Origin of the sequence: Ampullimonas aquatilis (assembly GCF_049675895.1) — a bacterium.
Classification (GTDB): domain Bacteria; phylum Pseudomonadota; class Gammaproteobacteria; order Burkholderiales; family Burkholderiaceae_D; genus Ampullimonas; species Ampullimonas aquatilis.
Genome location: NZ_CP183834.1, coordinates 1,965,998 through 1,985,365 on the forward strand (window position 1 = coordinate 1,965,998; position 19,368 = coordinate 1,985,365).

18 protein-coding genes are annotated in these 19,368 nt (G+C 48.3%); 2 read left to right on the forward strand and 16 right to left on the reverse strand.

Translation table 11 applies throughout. From position 1 onward, the window contains the following. Positions 1 to 18 precede the first annotated feature (18 nt). The 16 genes from ACMYR3_RS09080 to rpsB all read right to left on the reverse strand — a co-directional run bounded on the left by ACMYR3_RS09080 (position 19) and on the right by rpsB (position 15,375). Positions 19 to 822 (reverse strand): TrmH family RNA methyltransferase, encoded by an 804-nt coding sequence (locus tag ACMYR3_RS09080; RefSeq protein WP_424191464.1) that lies wholly within the window; start codon positions 820 to 822, stop codon positions 19 to 21. A gap of 105 nt (positions 823 to 927) precedes the next feature. Continuing rightward, positions 928 to 1,533: a ribonuclease HII gene (rnhB, locus tag ACMYR3_RS09085; protein ID WP_424191466.1), complete on the reverse strand. Its 606-nt coding sequence runs from the start codon at positions 1,531 to 1,533 to the stop codon at positions 928 to 930. After that, positions 1,533 to 2,666, reverse strand: a complete 1,134-nt coding sequence (gene lpxB / locus ACMYR3_RS09090) for a lipid-A-disaccharide synthase (RefSeq protein ID WP_424191467.1) — start codon at positions 2,664 to 2,666, stop codon at positions 1,533 to 1,535. The genes rnhB and lpxB overlap by 1 nt, the downstream gene beginning before the upstream one ends. Next, the gene (lpxA, locus tag ACMYR3_RS09095) at positions 2,667 to 3,467 is read right to left on the reverse strand and encodes an acyl-ACP--UDP-N-acetylglucosamine O-acyltransferase (RefSeq protein WP_424191469.1); all 801 of its coding nucleotides are present in this window, start codon (positions 3,465 to 3,467) and stop codon (positions 2,667 to 2,669) included. A gap of 24 nt (positions 3,468 to 3,491) precedes the next feature. Further along, positions 3,492 to 3,941 (reverse strand): 3-hydroxyacyl-ACP dehydratase FabZ, encoded by a 450-nt coding sequence (gene fabZ, locus ACMYR3_RS09100; protein ID WP_424191471.1) that lies wholly within the window; start codon positions 3,939 to 3,941, stop codon positions 3,492 to 3,494. After that, positions 3,938 to 5,002 (reverse strand): UDP-3-O-(3-hydroxymyristoyl)glucosamine N-acyltransferase, encoded by a 1,065-nt coding sequence (gene lpxD / locus ACMYR3_RS09105; protein WP_424191473.1) that lies wholly within the window; start codon positions 5,000 to 5,002, stop codon positions 3,938 to 3,940. Before lpxD ends, fabZ begins: the two co-directional genes overlap by 4 nt. 9 nt (positions 5,003 to 5,011) lie before the next feature. Next, positions 5,012 to 5,533: an OmpH family outer membrane protein gene (locus ACMYR3_RS09110; protein WP_424196431.1), complete on the reverse strand. Its 522-nt coding sequence runs from the start codon at positions 5,531 to 5,533 to the stop codon at positions 5,012 to 5,014. A gap of 88 nt (positions 5,534 to 5,621) precedes the next feature. Beyond that, a complete protein-coding gene (bamA, locus tag ACMYR3_RS09115; protein WP_424191475.1) occupies positions 5,622 to 7,937 on the reverse strand; it encodes an outer membrane protein assembly factor BamA in 2,316 nt (771 codons plus the stop codon). A 104-nt stretch (positions 7,938 to 8,041) separates the two neighbouring features. Continuing rightward, positions 8,042 to 9,433: an RIP metalloprotease RseP gene (rseP, locus tag ACMYR3_RS09120; protein ID WP_424191477.1), complete on the reverse strand. Its 1,392-nt coding sequence runs from the start codon at positions 9,431 to 9,433 to the stop codon at positions 8,042 to 8,044. A 7-nt stretch (positions 9,434 to 9,440) separates the two neighbouring features. Further along, positions 9,441 to 10,634 carry a 1-deoxy-D-xylulose-5-phosphate reductoisomerase gene (gene ispC / locus ACMYR3_RS09125; protein WP_424191479.1) on the reverse strand — a complete coding sequence of 398 codons (1,194 nt, stop codon included), beginning with the start codon at positions 10,632 to 10,634 and terminating at the stop codon, positions 9,441 to 9,443. Position 10,635: 1 nt separating this feature from the next. Continuing rightward, complete coding sequence (locus ACMYR3_RS09130; RefSeq protein ID WP_424191481.1) at positions 10,636 to 11,460, reverse strand: phosphatidate cytidylyltransferase; 825 nt, start codon at positions 11,458 to 11,460, stop codon at positions 10,636 to 10,638. 12 nt (positions 11,461 to 11,472) lie between these two features. Next, on the reverse strand, positions 11,473 to 12,243 hold the full coding sequence (uppS, locus tag ACMYR3_RS09135) for a polyprenyl diphosphate synthase (protein WP_424191483.1): 771 nt from the start codon (positions 12,241 to 12,243) through the stop codon (positions 11,473 to 11,475). Positions 12,244 to 12,305: 62 nt separating this feature from the next. Further along, entirely contained in the window at positions 12,306 to 12,866 is a 561-nt protein-coding gene (frr, locus tag ACMYR3_RS09140; RefSeq protein WP_424191485.1) for a ribosome recycling factor, read from the reverse strand. A gap of 24 nt (positions 12,867 to 12,890) precedes the next feature. Continuing rightward, positions 12,891 to 13,607, reverse strand: coding sequence for a UMP kinase (gene pyrH / locus ACMYR3_RS09145; protein ID WP_424191487.1), 717 nt, complete (start codon positions 13,605 to 13,607; stop codon positions 12,891 to 12,893). Between the two features lie 35 nt (positions 13,608 to 13,642). Then, complete coding sequence (gene tsf, locus ACMYR3_RS09150) at positions 13,643 to 14,521, reverse strand: translation elongation factor Ts (protein WP_424191489.1); 879 nt, start codon at positions 14,519 to 14,521, stop codon at positions 13,643 to 13,645. 110 nt (positions 14,522 to 14,631) lie between these two features. Continuing rightward, positions 14,632 to 15,375 (reverse strand): 30S ribosomal protein S2, encoded by a 744-nt coding sequence (rpsB, locus tag ACMYR3_RS09155; protein WP_424191491.1) that lies wholly within the window; start codon positions 15,373 to 15,375, stop codon positions 14,632 to 14,634. Positions 15,376 to 15,724: 349 nt separating this feature from the next. On the opposite strand from rpsB, the gene map reads away from it, so the two are divergent. Both map and ACMYR3_RS09165 read left to right on the forward strand, forming a co-directional pair. Then, a complete protein-coding gene (gene map, locus ACMYR3_RS09160) occupies positions 15,725 to 16,543 on the forward strand; it encodes a type I methionyl aminopeptidase (protein WP_424191493.1) in 819 nt (272 codons plus the stop codon). A 75-nt stretch (positions 16,544 to 16,618) separates the two neighbouring features. Next, the gene (locus tag ACMYR3_RS09165) at positions 16,619 to 19,219 is read left to right on the forward strand and encodes a [protein-PII] uridylyltransferase (RefSeq protein WP_424196433.1); all 2,601 of its coding nucleotides are present in this window, start codon (positions 16,619 to 16,621) and stop codon (positions 19,217 to 19,219) included. The last annotated feature ends 149 nt before the right edge of the window (positions 19,220 to 19,368 follow it).

Here is a 19,368-nt window from a genome sequence, read left to right on the forward strand (position 1 = left end):
AATAGCCAGAATCAGCGGTTAGCCAACCTGCAATTGCTGGCGCACCTGTTCAAACAGACAGACCGCTGCAGCGGCCGCAACATTCAAGGATTCCTCGCCACCGGGTTGTGGAATGCCTGCCCAATGTGTCACCTGCGCTTGCAATGCTGCCGACACTCCAGCGCCCTCATTACCCATTGCCCAGGCCACAGAACTGTTTAAATTGAGTTGATAGATCGACTGCTCAGCATGTGAACTCGTGGCAATGATGGGCACCGCCAAGCGCGGCAGAAAATCTTCCGGCGTCAGACCTTCCATAATCTGCAATGCCGTATGCGCGCCCATTGCGGCGCGCAAAACCTTGGGCGCCCAGCATTGCGCCGTACCACGCGTGGTCAGAATCCAGCCAATGCCGGCGGCGGCGGCGCTACGTAAAATGGAGCCAACATTACCCGGATCCTGCACACCATCCAAAATCACACAGGACTGTTCCAATTTTGCCGGTAACTCAATGATCGGCAAGCTGACTTCAAACAGCACGCCCTGCCCGGTTTCAAGTTGACTGAGTGACTTGAACAGATGATCTGCTGTTACAATACGGACAGCTGGATTGAGCTGTTGCCAGAGCGCCGCCGTTTCCGGTTTGCCCAAAGCCGACTCAGCGAAGAGCGCCAGATTAGGCGGCCCACAACGCGCCAACCAGACCTGCGCCAAGTGAATCCCTTCCAGGATGGTTGCACCGTGCTGTCGACGTGCCACTGCCGACTCCGCCAGTAAACGAAGCCGTTTGAGGGTTGGATTATCCCGCGAGGAAATGCTTTTGGCAGCGTCGGAAATGCTCATTTTTAGGCATACTCCCTAGCAGATAATTAAATTATAGTTGCTTAAGTGCATATATATTGACTAATTTTAAATACACTATAGCAGTATATTATTACAGTGAGTTTATCAGGATACCTGCGCGAGCACTTTGCGTACCGGGCCAAAGGTCAGACGGTGGCAGGCTGAAGCACCATGCTCTGCCAGACGCGCCAGATGCAGGGCCGTTGGATAACCCTTGTGAATATCCAGCGCATACTGCGGATGGGCTGCATGCAACACATGCAGCAGACGATCACGATATACCTTGGCCAGAATCGAGGCGGCTGAAATGGCGGGCTCTTTCGCATCGCCCTTGATGATGGTTTCGACTTCAATACTCACCTTTGGCGCACGATTGCCATCCACCAAAGCCTTACCTGGGCGCGGTTGCAGGCTGTCGATTGCCCTTTGCATGGCCAGCATGGTGGCTTGCAAAATATTGATCTGATCAATTTCCTGCACGCTGGCTTCCGCAATTGACCAGGCCAAGGCGCGTGACTGAATCACATCAAACAATCTTTCACGCTGCTTTTCAGACAGTTTCTTGGAGTCACGCAAGCCATCAATGGGTTGATTGGGATCAAGGATTACCGCAGCAGCCACCACCGGCCCTGCCAAAGGACCACGACCCGCTTCATCCACCCCACAAACCAGCAAGCCAGACTCACTGCTCAATAACAACTGTGTCTGCATCAGCGCACCACACCAAGTACGGCCTGCGCGGCCAATTCGGCCGTATTGCGTTGCAGAGCATGATGAAATTCGACAAAGCGCGCCAACAGCCGCTCATTACCGGCATGATCGTCCAGTTGTTTGAGCGCGGTAGCAGCCAGTTTTGCTGCCGTGCAATCATCTTGCAGCAGCTCGGGCACGATAAAGTCATCAGCCAGTACATTGGGCAGGCCCACAAAGGGTTTGTAGCGTTTGGGCCACATGATTTTGTACTGCAACCAGTTCATCCTGTAACCAATCACCATCGGCTTTTTAAATAAGGCGGTTTCCAGCGTGGCCGTGCCACTGCCCACAATTGCGCTATTACAAGCCGCCAATACCTGGTGGGACTGACCATCGGTAATTCTCAAGGGTAAGTCGATGGCTTGCGCAAGTGCGGCCACTTTGCCCGCAAAGTCGGGATTGGCTGCCGGTAGCACAAACTGCAATTCAGGTCGCTGCTTCAGCATCAGTTTTGCTGCACCCAAAAAAGCGGGCGCAATATAGCGGATTTCGGCATTGCGACTACCGGGCAAAAGCGCCACGACCAGTGCATCGCTGGCAATGCCCAATTGACGCCTTGCTGCCTGTACATCAACTTGCATCGGAATCACTTCGGCCAAAGGATGACCAACATACGTGACCGGAATACCCGCCTGTTCATACAGTGGCGCCTCAAACGGAAACACACACAACATATGATCCACTGCTGTCTTAATTTTGTGAATACGCTCGCCGCGCCAAGCCCAGATAGAGGGGCTGATGAAATGCACAGTGGGAATCCCGGCCGCCTTCAGGCTGATTTCCAGATCAAGATTGAAATCAGGTGCGTCGATTCCCACAAACACATTCGGTGGCACAGCCAGCATCTGCTCGCGAAACTGATTGCGAATCCCGACCAGCTCTCGATAACGCTTGAGTGCTTCAATATAGCCATGTACCGCAAGCCGTTCGGCAGGCCATCGGGCATCAAAACCCTTGGCCACCATGCGCGGCCCGCCAATACCATAAAAACGTGCTGCCGGGCTTTGAGCCTGGATGCCGCCCATCAACAGACTAGCCAGTAGATCGCCAGAGTTTTCTCCGGCGCACATTCCCAAGGCCAGCTCAGTCATTTAACGAACGATGCCTCGAGTGGCCTGACTCAGGAAATTAAGGAAAGATTCAATATGCGGTACAACATCCACCTGATTGGCAGCGCGGTATTCATCCAATTTACTCGACAGCGTAATCTTGGCCTCTTCCAGGGTCAGGCTGCTGCGGTACAAGGTTTTGTGCGCAGCACGGATTGCCGTGATGGCATCCTTGCTAAAACCACGGCGCTTCAGACCTTCGGTATTGATGCCGTGTTGCTCAGCTGTATTGCCTGCTGCCATCACAAAAGGCGGGATGTCTTGCAACACCACACTGCTGATGGCAGTAAATGCATGAGCACCAATTTTGACAAACTGGTGCACGCCGGTAAAACCGCCCAGAATCACCCAATCACCGACTTCGACATGACCAGCCAATTGACTGTTATTGGCAAAAATCGTGTGATTGCCGACCATGCAGTCATGGGCAATGTGCACATAAGCCATGATCCAGTTGTCATTACCAATTTTGGTAATACCGGTATCCTGGGTCGTCCCCAGATTAAAAGTCACAAACTCGCGGATGGTGTTGCGATCACCAATCACCAATTGGGTTGGTTCACCCTTATATTTTTTGTCCTGGGGTGCCGCCCCCAGCGAGGCAAAATGCATGATATGGTTATCCTGACCAATCGTCGTATGACCTTCAATCACGCAATGATGACCAATCTGGGTGCCCTTGCCAATCTGAACATGTGGTCCGATGACAGTAAACGCACCAACGGTCACACCTTCATCCAGTTGCGCAGCCTTGTCGATAATCGCCGTAGCATGAATACTCATTGCAGCTCCTTGAATGCCATCTGCTTATTCGCCCGGCTGACGCATTGTGCACATCAGCTCGGCTTCCGCAGCAACCGCGCCATCCACCAGGGCTTTGGCCACAAACTTCCAAAAACCACGGGTGCTCCGAGTAATTTCAACATCCAGTTTGAGCTGATCACCTGGCATCACTGGTTTTTTGAAGCGCGCCTTATCAATCGCCACAAAATAATAAATTGACCCTTCTGGAGGAGTTGGCTCAATCGATTTAAAAGATAAAATTGCAGCTGCCTGGGCCAGTGCCTCAAGAATCAACACCCCCGGCATAACCGGATGATTGGGAAAATGCCCCACAAAATAAGGTTCATTGATGGACACGTTTTTGAGTGCAAGAATGCGCTTATTAGGTTCCATCTCCAATACCCGATCTACCAGCAAGATCGGATAGCGATGGGGCAAAAACTCCATGATTTGATGAATGTCGAGTGCGTTCATGTTGATGTCTTGTCGTTATGTTTGATTTGTTGTTCCAATGCCTTGATGCGATCGCGTAATTTGTCCAGATTACGCAGCAACACGGCATTCCTCTCCCACTCGGCATTTTTTGATAAGGGGTAAATGCCACTGTACAACCCCGGCTCACTGAGTGAACGAGTCACCAATGAAAAAGCAGAAATGTGCACGCCTTCAGCCAAGCTCAAATGGCCCAGAATTCCCGCGCTGCCGCCGATTGTGCAGCCCCGGCCAATTCGGGCACTACCAGCAATACCGACGCAACCGGCAATCGCTGCATGAGCACCAATATGGACGTTATGAGCAATCTGTATCTGATTGTCCAGTATCACACCGTCTTCAATGACCGTATCGGCCATGGCACCACGATCAATTGAACACGAAGCACCGATCTCAACGTCATTACCAATAATGACTCGTCCAGTCTGTGGAATTTTGACCCAGGTCTCGCCATCTTTGGCAAAACCAAAACCGTCCGAGCCAATGACCGTTGATGCATGAATCAAATTGCGTTCACCAATCTGGCAGTCGTGATAAATACTGACATGTGGATTCAACTTGCTACCTGCGCCAATGATGGCACGCTTACCGACATAGACGTGTGCAACCAGCTCGACACCTGCGCCAATTCGTACACCCGACTCAATCACGCAATGCGGGCCAATCGTTGCAGTTGAATCAATTTGCGCATCGGCAGCAATCACTGCGCTTGGATGACGCCCCGGCAATACCTGATCAGCCTGTAGCGCAGCAAACATTTGTGCTGCATGCGCAAAAAACAGATACGGCTTGGGATGAACAATCCAGGAGCGCGTTGCAGCAAGCTGAACGTCGGCAGTCAGATTTTCATAAGAGGATTGATCAAGCACAACAGCACCAGCTAAACTGTTCAGCACTTGCGATCGATATTTGGGATTGGCCAGAAATGCCAAATCGGCCGCTTCGGCAACATCCAGCGGCGCAATGCGCCTTACCTGCAAGGCTTCATTACCCACCACCTCACCGCCCAGAGCCATCACCAGCTCTTTCAGCGTCAGTGACATGGATACTCCTTATTTAGCTGCGTTCAAAGCCTTCAGGACTTTTTCAGTAATATCAATCCTTGGGCTGGCATAAACCGCTTCCTGAAAAATAATATCGTACTTCTCTTGCTCAGCAATCTGTTTGATCACACGATTGGCACGCTCAGTCAGCGAAGCCAGTTCCTCATTGCGGCGCTGATTCAGATCTTCTCTAAATTCGCGTTGCTTGCGCTGAAAATCCTTGTCCTGATCGGACAATTCACGCTGCCGCCTGGAACGCTCAGTCTCGGACATGGTTAAGCTTTCTTTTTCGAGCTTTTCGGACAGGCTTTTCAACTTGGCGGCCAAATCCTGCAAGTCTTTATCACGCTTTTGAAATTCACCTTCAATCTTGGTCTGAGCAGCCTTGGCAAGATTGGACTCTCGAAAAATACGTTCGGTACTGACCACACCAATTTTTGCTGGCGTATTGTCCTTAATTTCAGCGGATGTTGAAGCACTTTTAGTCTCTTGCGCAGCCAAACCATGCATGGCAAAAGAAAAACTAATCATCGTCAACAATTTAAATACAGAAGACTTCATCATATTGGTTTGCATAAGTGAGTATGAGTATTTTCTATCCAGAAATACAAATTTCTGATTAAAAGCCTGCGCCTAGCTGAAACTGAAATTTTTGTAATAGATCAGTTGGATCTGGTCGAATCGGCTTGGCAAAACTCAATTTGAGTGGGCCAACCGGAGAAATCCATGACAGCCCGATACCGGTAGAGTACTTGAGCTTATTAAATTCGATTTTACGCCCCTCTTCAAACACATTACCAGCATCCAGGAAGGTAAACATGCGCAAGGTGCGATCATTGCCACTACCCGGGAATGGGAATAAAAACTCAATATTACCAATTACCCTTGTTGCGCCACCGATATATTGACTCCCTGTCGTCAATGTATCGCGCGGACCGAGCGAGGCAGATTGATAGCCACGCACCGAACCAATACCACCTGCATAATAGTTTTTAAATACCGGCAAAGTTTGCCCAGAATAGCCATGGCCCATAGAAACATCGCCATTGAAAGCCAAGGTGAATTTTCGACTGAGCGGATAAAAGTATTGATCTTGGTAAGAGATCGTTCCGTACTTCACATCACCAAACGGCAAGGCTAATACCAGGTTGGCTCGCTGAACTCGACCACGACTTGGCGCAATCGCAGAATCACGACTATCTCGCGCCCAGCCAACCGTTGCCGGAAAGGCAGTACTGGTTTTACCAAAGCGGTTGACATAGTCCACATAACGCAATGGACTATTGACGTGAATCCCATCATTGGCATAGGTTTCTAGATTAGTATTTTCAAAACCGAAACCAAAGAAAACCGTATCCAGCTCAGTAAATGGCACACCAAAACGAATATTGCCACCATTGGAGGTAATACGATAATCACCACTTACTGAAGTGCTGTACGGCTGAAACCTGCGACTGTATAGATCGTAAGAACGGGAAACGCCGTCTGGCGTGAAATAAGGATCAGTTTGTGAAACCGATATGGTTCGAGAAGTCTTACTGGTATTGACCGCCACACCGACAGTCTTGCCACTACCAAATACATTGTCCTGCTGAACTGAAGCTGACAACACGATTTTTTCAGAACTCGAAAAACCCGCACCAAGAAGAATGTTGCCAGTTGGTTTTTCTTCCACACCAATGTTCACATCAACCTGATCACTGGTACCTGGCACTTCCGGCGTTTCAATATTGACTTGTTTGAAATAACCTAAGCGATCCACTCGATCACGTGACATCTTGATTTTGTCTGCATCATACCAAGCACTTTCCATCTGGCGGAACTCGCGACGGATCACCTCGTCACGCGTCCGAGTATTACCAGCGATATTGATTTTTCGAACATAGGCACGACGGCCAGGATCGACGAAAATCGTAAAGGTCACTTCTTTTTTCTCACGATCAACTTCTGGCTGGGCATTCGCATTGGCAAATGCATAACCGTAGTTACCCAATCGGTCATTAATCTGCTTGGTAGATTCTGTCAGTTTTTCACTAGAGAAAATATCACCTGACTTCAATAACACCAGTTTCAACAACTCGTCTTTTTTGCCGAAGGTTTCTCCCTCCATGCGAATATCTTTGACCGTGTAACGTTCACCCTCGCGAATATTGATGGTCAGAAAAATATCTTTTTTATCTGGTGTGATCGATACCTGGGTTGATTCAATCTGAAACTCCAGATAACCCCGATTTAGATAATAAGACTTTAATGATTCCAGATCACCAGCAAGTTTCTGCTTGGAATACTGATCAGCCTTGGTATACCAAGTCAACCAACCCGGTGTGCGCAAATTCAATAAATCAAGCAGATCGGATTCTTTATAAGCCTTGTTGCCAACAATATTAATCTGACGGATTTTTGCTGCCACACCCTCCACCACCGAAAAACTGACAGCAACCCGGTTTCGCTCCAGAGGCGTAATCGTTGTGCTTACTTCAGCAGAGTAAAGCCCACGAGACAAGTACTGACGCTTCAGTTCCTGTTCAGCACGCTCAATAGCTGATTTATCAAAAATACGCGCTTCAGCAACACCAATTTCCTTCAGTGCCTTCTTCAAGGCCTCTTTATCAAACTCTTTGGTACCACTAAATTCAATCGATGCAATGGCGGGACGTTCTTCGACGATGACAACGAGAACATCACCTTCAACTTCCAATTTAACGTCTTTGAAAAAACCAGTTGCAAACAAAGATTTAATGGCTTGCACACCTTTTTCATCATTGAAGGTATCGCCGACACGAACTGGCAAATAACCAAAAACGGTACCTGCCTCAGTTCTCTGAATGCCTTCAACACGAATATCTCGTACTTTGAATGGCTCAACCGCAGCGGCATGCTGTGCTGCAAATAGTAAAGAAACGACGAGCGATAGCTTAAGCAAGCGGCAATGCATAGATCGGGAAGATTGAAAATTACGAGGGGGAAAAGTGGCGTTCAAAATAGAATTTATGTTTGTTCTAAGAATCGACCCCGCGCACTTCTTGCGAGGCCCGTGAATTAACCAACCAATTTGGAAATATCGTTAAACATGGCCAGGCCCATCATAACCAGAATTAAAACTAATCCAACCCTTTGGAACCGTTCCAGCCAGATTTCCGGAATTGGCCTGCCAAACAATATTTCGACGCAATAATACAGTAAATGCCCCCCATCCAATACGGGTACAGGCATGAGATTTAATACACCCAAGCTGATACTAATCAAGGCGATAAAGCCGACATAGTAACTCATTCCCAAACGAGCACTCTGTCCAGCATAGTCGGCAATCGTCACCGGCCCAGAAAGATTGCGCCATGAAATGTCACCCACCAACATACGGCCCATCATTTTCACGGAAAACACACTCATTTCCCAAGTCTTGGAAAAAGCCCGGTCAAATGCCTCCATTGGCGAATACGAAACATTGACCATCTTGGGCTGGCCACCGACTGCGGCACCAATCCGCCCAATTCTCTGAACCTGACCGTTTGCCGCCTTATCGTCTGCTGCTTTTGGCGTAACAACCAGGCGTAATTGACGAACATCTCCATTTTCGGTGCGCGTCACTGTCAATTGCAATTCCTGCCCAGGATTAGCACGGATCTGTTTGACAAACTCTGTACCGTTAGGCACATCGGCATCATTGATCTTTTCAATCCGATCACCACTTTTCAAGCCAGCTTCATCAGCACTGCTACCAGGAACAATTTCACCCAGTATGGCCTGTGGTTTGGCAAGCTCCAGGCCCAGTCGATGCATGAAGTCGCCTTCGAGATTACTACTGTCAAATTGAGCCAAGTCCAGTAAGGCAGACTGATGGGTTTGCCCCCCCTCTTGCTGCACATCAAAAGTCAACTGTTTCTTCTCAACCAGATAATTAAGGAGCTGCCAACGCAAATCATTCCACGAACGAATCACTTCATGCTGCTGGCCATTAATAGTCAGACCGGTAATCGTATCGCCAGAAACCAGTCCGGCTTGCTCGGCAATCGTGCCCTGCTCAGGTTTAGCAAGGATTGGCACTGGCTCATCCATGCCAGCAATATTGAGAGCGGTGTATAGGAGTACTGCAAGTATCAGATTAGCCAGTGGACCAGCGGCAACAATACAAAAACGCTTCCAGACTTTTTGCCGGTTAAAAGCTCTTGGCAACTCACTGGTATCAATAGGTACTTCGGTCTCACGCTCATCAAGCATTTTGACGTAGCCACCAAAAGGAATTGCGGAGATGACCCATTCGGTCTTGTCCGTACCACGTACCCAACGCAACAGCGGTTTGCCAAACCCAAGTGAAAAACGCAAGACTTTCACGCCACACCATTTTGCCACTTGATAATGCCCAAATTCATGGACAAATATCAAGGTGCCAAGGGCAAGCAGAAAGGCCATCAGGGTAGTCAGCAAATCCATGGAATCCTTAATTTGACAGTTTCAATGACTTGACTTGCTCAAGTGCTGTTTCACGTGCCATTTTATCAATATGAAAAATGGTTTCGATAGAATCGACCGCTATCACTGCCAAACGTTCCAGGCAACGTGCCACAACGTCAGGAATTCTAGTAAACGCAATCTGCCCATCAAGAAACGCAGCCACCGCAATTTCATTGGCTGCATTCAATATAATTGGTGCTGAATCTCCCATATGCATGGCCTGAAATGCCAGGTCAAGACATGGAAAACGCTTAAGATCCGGCTCTTCAAAAGTCAGGCTTGCCGCTTTAGTCAGGTCAAGCAATCTTGAACCAGATTCAAGACGTTCAGGAAAACCTAAGGAATGCGCAATCGGAATCCTCATATCTGGTTCACCCAATTGAGCCAACATGGAGCCATCTGCATAGGCAACCAATGAATGCACAATACTTTGAGGATGAATCAGCACTTCAATCTTTTCTTTGGGTAAATTAAATAGAAAATGCGCCTCTATAACTTCCAATCCCTTATTCATCATGGTGGCGGAATCAACCGAGATTTTTCGACCCATGACCCAATTTGGATGCGCACAGGCACTGTCAGGGGTAACCTGTTCAAGCAAAGCGAGCTCAGTTTGACGAAATGGACCACCAGAAGCCGTCAGAATAATCTTTGAAATGGTCGACTCAATTAGCTTACGATCAAGCTGTGCCACCATCGGCAGCGCCTGAAAAATAGCATTATGTTCACTGTCAACGGGTAAGATCGTTGCTCCGCTACGCTCCGCTGCAGCAAGAAACAAATTGCCAGACATAACCAATGCCTCTTTATTGGCCAGCAATATTTTTTTACCGGCAGAGGCCGCGGCCAACGTTGGCGCCAAACCAGCGCCCCCCACAATGGCTGCCATGACAACATCAACCTCGTCAGCAGATGCTGCATCGCACAGTGCTTGACTGCCGTAAGTCACCTGCGTGGGTAAATCATGCTCTTTCAAGGCCTGTTCTAGAAATTTGGCATCAGTCGTCGTACCAATCACCACCAGTTTGGGACGATACAGCAAACACAACTCCAGTAAACGAGTTACTTTATGATGTGCCGTAAGTGCATAGACAGAATACTTATCTGGATGTCGACTGATGACGTCCAGCGTATTTTCGCCAATAGAGCCAGTTGCTCCGAGAATAGTTATAGACTGCATATCAGGTGAGGATTAACGCTGCCAAAGGCAGTACCGGCAAGAGTGCATCAATTCGATCAAGAACACCACCATGACCTGGTAATAAATGACTTGAATCCTTACGACCTGCCATACGCTTAAGTTGAGATTCAAAAAGGTCGCCAACAATCGAAATGGCAACCAAACCTAAAAGCGCTATCGCAAAACCAGGCCAACCAAATCGTTCAATCAGTATTTTTGCCAAAGTAGGTGAGTCATTATTGTTTGCTAAAAGGATGGAAACAACAAACACCAATATCACACCACCCAAGGCACCTTCCCAGGTTTTACCAGGTGAGATAGTAACCGCCAGTTTATGTCGGCCAAAACGTTTGCCTGCAAAATAAGCCCCAATATCTGCCACCCAAACAACTAGCAAAACTGAAAACAAAAGAAATAAATCAATCTTGTATAAAGTTTGCAATGCCGTCCAGGCCGCCATGAGAATCAATAAACCCAGCAATGCCATCCAGTGTCGCACCGGTCGACTTAATGCCAAGATACCTCGAGGTAAGAAAAAGATGACAACAATCAGCCAAAAAAACGCCGCGCCGAGCCATAACAAACGCAAATAATTGGCCAACTCGGCTGTCACATCGGGCAATAGTAATAAGTCCAGTATTGTTGCCACGACCAACCAGGCTTTAGAAACATGAGCAGATAGATCCAGTAATCTTAGCCATTCCCAAAAACCAACCATAACAAAAATCAGTGTCATGATTTTGAAAGCAATTGGAGGAAGATACAGGGTAACGGGTATTGCTATGCCAAGTAAAACGATGGCTGTTAATACACGTAATCTAAGCATGACGTTGGCTAACTAGCCTGTAGTAACGGCTTGAACCTGTTCACTGGTTCTACCAAATCGACGTTCTCTTTTCTGGAAAGAAGCAATCGCCTCATCCAGGGCTTTGGCGTCAAAATCAGGCCAGTAAGTTGGCGTGAAATACAACTCGGCATAAGCGAGTTGCCATAAGAGAAAATTGGAGATACGTTGCTCCCCGCCGGTACGGATGAATAAATCCGGTTCTGGTGCATAAGCCATAGAAAGGCGAGAAGAAATTGCTTCTTCACTAACTTCATCAGGTTTCACACCAGCATCAATCAACTGACGGGTTGCCTGCACCATATCCCAACGACCGCCATAATTCGCCGCAATCGTCAGTGTCATGCGTGAATTACCTGCCGTCTTACTCTCAGCATCAGCAATCATTGCCTGCAAACTTTCATCAAATGCGGACAAGTCACCAACAACGCGCAAACGTATGCCATTTGTATGCATTTTGCGAACTTCACGCTCAAGGGCGGTAACAAACAAGCGCATCAACATACTGACTTCCTCTGGTGGGCGTCGCCAGTTTTCAGAGCTGAATGCAAACAGCGTCAGGTACTCGATGCCACGATCAACGCAGGTTTCGACAATTTGTCTAACTGTATCGACACCCTTGGTGTGACCAGCAAAGCGTGGCAGAAAACGCTGGGTTGCCCATCGACCATTACCATCCATGATGATGGCGATATGACACGGCACCTTGAGTTGCTCAAGCAATTCAGCCTTACTACCAGACTTGAATATCCGAGACAGACTCATTCAGATAGACCTTTAAAAAACATTACAAAAAACAAGGTAACAGTTGCCAACCTGACTTGATCTTATACAGCCATGATTTCTGACTCTTTGGTCACAACCAGTTTGTCAATTTCGGCAATAAACTTGTCGGTCAATTTTTGCACTTCATCTTGAGCACGACGCTCATCATCTTCTGAAACAGCCTTGTCTTTCAAAAGCTTCTTGAGTTGCTCATTGGCATCGCGGCGCAAATTACGAATTGCCACCTTGGCATTTTCTCCTTCACCCTTGACCACTTTAGCCAAATCGCGGCGACGCTCTTCTGTCAAAGCAGGCATTGGAACCCTGATCACGTCACCTTGTGTAGCCGGATTGAGACCAAGATCAGAATCACGGATTGCTTTTTCAACAGCAGCTACCAGCTTTTTTTCCCATGGTTGCACACCAATTGTTCTGGCATCAATCAGAGTCAGATTAGCTACCTGGTTGATTGGCATTGGCGAGCCATAGTAATCAACCTGAACGTGATCAAGAATACCAGTATGGGCACGACCGGTTCTGATTTTAGCCAAATCGGCTTTCAACGACTCAATCGACTTCTGCATTTTCTGATCGGTATTTTTCTTGATATCAGCAATCGTCATTTGTACTCCTGAACTTAAGGCCGCTTAAACATGCACCAATGTACCTTCATCCTCGCCCATAATAACGCGGGTCAAGGCACCAGGCTTGGTAATTGAAAATACCTTGATAGGCAACTTCTGATCACGACACAAGGCAAAAGCCGTTGCGTCCATAACCTGTAGATTTTTGATGATTGCCTCATCAAAGGAAATAGTCGTATAGCGCGTGGCATTGGGATCTTTTTTAGGGTCGGCAGTATAGACGCCATCCACTTTGGTCGCCTTAAGCACGATTTCCGCACCGATTTCCGCACCACGTAATGCAGCTGCCGTATCCGTAGTGAAGAATGGATTACCAGTTCCCGCAGCAAAAATAACAACCTTACCCTCTTCCAGATATTGCAGAGCTTTGGGACGAATATACGGCTCAACCACCTGTTCGATATTGATGGCTGACATCACACGCGCAGTCACATCCTGCAGGCGCATTGCATCGGCCAATGCAAGCGCATTCATGACCGTAGCCAGCATTCCCATATAATCGGCAGTGGCGCGATCCATCCCCTGCGCACCCGGGGCAATACCGCGAAAGATATTGCCACCACCGATCACGACTGCCACTTCGACGCCCAAACGTGCTACTTTCACTACATCAGCCACCATACGTTCTATCGTATCGCGGTTGATGCCGTAAGAATCATCCCCCATCAGGGCTTCGCCTGACAGTTTTAGCAAAACACGTTTATAAGCAGGCGTCGTCATAGGCAGTTACCAGTTGTAGTTAGTTAGAAAGTAAATTACTGCTTCGCTGCAGCCATTGTGGCAGCAACTTCAGCAGCAAAATCCTCTTGTTTCTTCTCGATACCTTCACCCACAACAAACAGAGTAAAAGCCTTCACCGTTGCACCTTTGGCTTTGAGCATCTTCTCAACGGTTTCATCAGGATTTTTAACAAAAGGCTGACCCATTAAAGCCACTTCAGCCAAAAACTTGTTGATACGGCCTTCAACCATTTTAGCGATGATTTCGGCTGGCTTGCCTGATTCAGCAGCTTGCTGAGAGAAAATATTGCGTTCTGCTTCAATACTTTCCGCCGGGACTTCTTCACGAGATACGCAAATGGGTTTGGAAGCCGCAATGTGCATAGCGACATCTTTACCGACCTGCTCATCACCACCATCAAAATCAACCAGAACACCAATTTTGGTGCCGTGCAAATAAGACGCCAACTTACCAGTTGTCTCGTAACGCACAAAACGGCGGATTGACAGATTCTCACCAATTTTACCGATCAGGGCTGAACGAACTGAATCCACGGTACCCTCATCCAGTGGCAGCGCCGACAAAGCCGTCACATCGGCTGGATTGCTTTTGGCAACCAGCTCAGCACACTTCTTGCCAAATGCCAGGAAATCATCATTCTTAGCGACAAAATCAGTTTCACAATTGATTTCGATGATCGCGCCAACGCCACCATTGATACTTGCCGTAATAATGCCTTCAGCCGTAACACGCGAAGCAGCCTTGCTAGCCTTGTTACCCAGCTTGACTCGCAGCAACTCTTCGGCCTTATCCATATCACCACCGGCCTCTGCCAGAGCTTTTTTACATTCCATCATGGGCGCATCGGTTTTTTCGCGCAACTCTTTGACCATACCTGCGGTAATTTCCGCCATGTTTAACTCCTTCAAAATCAATTTACAAAAAAACGGGGCTCTGACGCCCCGTTTCGGATTGGACTATCTACCGACAAATACCAATCAAGTGAATTTCAATCAGCGGCAGCTTATTCAGCCACTTCAACGAACTCTTCCTGAGCAGAGTTGATTGCCTGCACAACTTCATTCACCGCATTGGCACGACCTTCCAGAATGGCATCAGCTACGCCACGAGCGTAGAGCGTGATGGCCTTGCTCGAATCATCATTGCCAGGAATTACATAAGCCACGCCTTCTGGAGAGTGGTTGGTATCAACAATAGCTACAACTGGGATACCCAACTTACTTGCCTCGGTAATAGCACCTTTATGGTAACCAACATCAATGACAAAAATAGCATCAGGCACGCCACCCATATCTTTAATGCCACCAATACTTTTTTCCAGCTTCTCCATCTCACGCTGAAATACCAGACCTTCTTTTTTGCTGAGGCGATCAAGAACACCCTCGTCCACGCTCGCTTGCATTTCCTTGAGTTTTTTGATGGATACCTTGACTGTTTTGAAGTTGGTCAACATACCACCCAGCCAACGCTGATCAACAAATGGCATACCAGCACGCGCCGCTTCTTCAGCGATCGTCTCACGAGCTTGGCGTTTAGTACCAACAAACAGGACCGTACCACGGTTAGCAGAAAGCTGACGAATATACTTCATCGCATCCTGGTACATGACCATGGTTTTTTCAAGGTTGATAATGTGAATTTTATTGCGATGACCAAAAATATAAGGGGCCATCTTAGGATTCCAGAAACGTGTTTGGTGACCAAAGTGGACACCGGCTTCCAGCATTTCGCGCATAGTAACGGACATGGTAGTTCCTTTAAGGGTTAATTTCCTAAACCGTTTTTGTATTCACCAATCTGGCAAACACCCTTGTTTGTAACGGCTTGAGATTTAAAATCTGCCTCCATTTAGTGTGCGAGGCAAAAAACACAATAGCCCAACATTGTATCGTTTTTATTGCCAATCTAACAAGTGGCAATAAAGAATCGCTGCAAATCATTGTTTCGGCATTCAAAACTCATTGGAAAGCCCCACTAACAGCAGAGCGATAGCCACTTAGTCAATGGTTTAATGCGATAATTCAACGCTGATTATTAGATGGTACGACGATCCGGTACCAGAAAATCTAATTTATTGTTACTAGCTCAAGGCCAACATGCCCATCCACATCAAATCCGCAGAAGAAATCGAAAAAATGCGCATCGCCGGCAAACTTGCCGCAGAAGTACTTGATTATATTACGCCTTTTGTCAAACCCGGCATCACGACCGGTGAACTGGACAAACTTTGTCATGACTATATGGTCAATGTTCAACAGACCATCCCAGCGCCACTCAATTACACCCCACCAGGTTACAAGCCCTACCCCAAGTCAATCTGCACTTCGGTCAATCACCAGGTCTGTCATGGTATTCCCGGTGATAAAGTCCTGAAAAATGGCGACGTTGTCAATTTGGACATTACCGTCATTAAGGATGGCTACCATGGCGATACCAGCCGCATGTTTTATGTTGGTGAAGCATCAATTGCCGCTAAACGTCTCACCGAAATCACCTACGAATGCATGTGGTTAGGTATTGCGCAGGTCAAACCTGGCGCAACCCTCGGTGATATTGGCCACGTTATCCAACAACACGCTGAAAAAGCTGGATTTAGCGTGGTACGTGAATTTTGTGGTCATGGCATCGGCAGTAAATTTCATGAAGAGCCTCAGATTTTGCATTATGGTCGCCCGGGTACATTGGAAAAAATTCGTGCCGGTATGATTTTCACGATTGAACCTATGATCAATGCCGGTCGCCGTGAAATCAAGGAGCTGGGCGACGGGTGGACCATCGTGACACGCGATCGCAGTCTGTCAGCGCAATGGGAACATACCATTCTGGTCACAGAAACTGGCTATGAAGTACTGACCGTTTCTCCCAATATGCCAGCCCCGCCAACATTTATTCAGCCTGCAACCCAAACCGCCTGAGTGACCTTTCTAAGCGTGGACGACAACACCTCAAGCCTAAAAGAAAATGCCGGAGCAATTGCCAGGGAAAGTGCTCTGTCTGACCAAACAGCTCATCCTATCAATCTGACTGAGCTGCGCAGCCAACTCAAGGCTAGCCGTGAAGCACTGTTTGCTCAGTTTGAAAAAAATGGCAATTGTGGCCTACTGCTGCACAAACATCGCCTGCTGGTTGATGAGTTGCTCAAAAAGTTATGGCATAGCCTGACCATTCCCAGCTCGCTCGCACTAGTTGCCGTAGGCGGCTTTGGGCGGGGCGAGCTTTATCCTTATTCCGACGTGGATGTTTTGTTTTTATTGCCTAAAAATCTGCCCAATCAGCCAGAAAAATTTGCTGAGCTGCAAGGCAAAATCGAAACACTGGTTGGCATGTTCTGGGATTTGGGTTTGGATCTGGGCCATAGTGTACGCACGATTGAGCAATGCCTTGAAGAATCCGGGGCTGACATCACCGTGCAGACCTCGCTGCTCGAAGCTCGTTTGATTACGGGCAATCATCGCCTATTCAGCCTGCTGACCCGTCTTTATGACAATGCCATGGACTCAAAAGCATTTTTCCGTGCCAAAGTCATGGAAATGCGACAGCGCCACAGCAAGTATGAAGACACCCCATACAGTCTGGAGCCCAATTGCAAGGAAAGCCCTGGTGGCCTGCGCGATCTGCAACTCATTCTTTGGGTTGCCAAAGCAGCCGGATTTGGCAATAGCTGGAACGAGCTCTGTAAACGGCGCTTGATCACGCAATTTGAGTCCAAGCAACTACAGCGCAACGAAGGCATACTGAAAAAAATCCGCTGTCATTTGCATCTGATTTGCAAACGCCGCGAAGATCGTTTGGTATTTGATGTCCAACAGACACTGGCCGAACGTTTTCATTGTGAGGCACAGGCCAGCAAGCGCGCCTCTGAAGTGTTGATGCAGCGCTATTACTGGTCGGCCAAGGCCGTGACCCAGCTCAATACCATCTTGCTGCAAAACATTGAAGCGCGCTTATTTCCGGTCAGCAAAGCCAATAGCAATCCATTGGAAGGCGCTTTTGCGAGTTATTTTCGGGAACGTAATGGCCTGCTGGATCTGGTTGATGGTGACTGTTACGATAAAAATTCCAGCCTGATTCTGGCCACCTTCCTCACACTGGCGCAAAATAAACAGCTGTCAGGCCTCACGGCCAATACCATGCGTCGACTCTGGCATGCACGTGACCATATTGATGAGGCTTTTCGTAAAAACCCGGTTAATCGGGCCTTGTTCATGGACATCATTCACCTGCCGTTTGGGGTGACACATGCCTTACGGAACATGAACCGACTGTCCATTCTAGGCCGCTACCTGCCATCATTTCGGCGGATTGTCGGGCAGATGCAGCATGATCTGTTTCATGTTTACACGGTCGATCAGCATATCCTGATGGTATTGCGCAATATCCGCCGCTTCATGTTTCCGGAATATGCGCACGAGTATCCCTTTTGCAGCCAGTTGATTGCCAACTTTGAGCGCCCCTGGGTGCTGTATGTGGCGGCATTGTTTCATGATATTGCCAAAGGCCGCGGCGGTGATCATTCCGAACTCGGTGAACGCGATGTGCGTCGTTTTTGCCGTGAACACGAAATTGACAAAGAGGACACCGAGTTGATCTGTTTTCTTGTCAAACAGCATCTGCAAATGTCGCAAGTGGCGCAAAAGCAGGACATGAGCAATCCCGAAGTGATTGCCAATTTTGCCAGAATGGTCAAGAACGAACGTTATCTGACGGCGCTCTACCTGCTGACGGTGGCCGATGTACGTGGCACCAGTCCCAAGGTATGGAATGCCTGGAAAGGCCGCCTACTGGAAGAACTGTACCGAATGACCAAGCGGGCACTGGGTGGTGAGCCGCCCAGTGCCACAGCCGAATTGGAACAGCGTAAACGTGATGCCATCAAGAGTCTGCGGCTGTACGGCTTTTCCGAATTCAGCCACGAGGCCTTTTGGAAGACGCTGGATGTGGCCTATTTTTTACGCCACGATGCCAATGACATTGCCTGGCAGACCCGCCATCTGCACGACCAGCTCACCGCCACCGAACCAGTCGTCAGTGCACGCCTGGCACCCAGTGGCGAAGGTATGCAGGTGATGGTTTATGCCAAAGATCGCCCTGAACTGTTTGCGCTGATCTGTGCGTACTTTGACAGCAAGAATATGTCGATTCTGGATGCCAAGATTCATACCACCAACACCCAGTATGCGCTGGATAGCTTTATGGTGATTGACGATGATATGTCCAATTATCGGGCTCTGATTGAAGTCATCGAGTACGAACTCAATCATTGGTTACTGGAAAGAACCACTCTGCCAGTGCCACGCAAGGGCCGCATGTCACGTCAGTCCAAACATTTCCCCATCAAGCCGCGCGTCGATTTACGCCCTGATGAACGCGGCCAGCATTATTTCCTGTCGATCACCGCCAATGACCGCACCGGCCTGCTCTACACCATTGCCTATATCATCGCCGAATACAAACTCAATCTGCACACCGCCAAGATCATGACACTGGGCGAGCGCGTCGAAGACGTTTTTCTCATCGATGGCCCAGCCTTAAACAATAACAAAACCCAGATCCAGTTTGAAACCCGGATGCTGGAAGCAATGGCGGTATAAACATGAATGAACCTACCAAAAAAGTCTGGCGCAAAGCACCGCGTGATGTATCGACAACACCCACTGACAGCGAAGCCACGACAGTAACAACGAAATCAAAACCCGTCAGCAACAATCTGAATCGCCCCTTTACACGCACCAAACTGGCC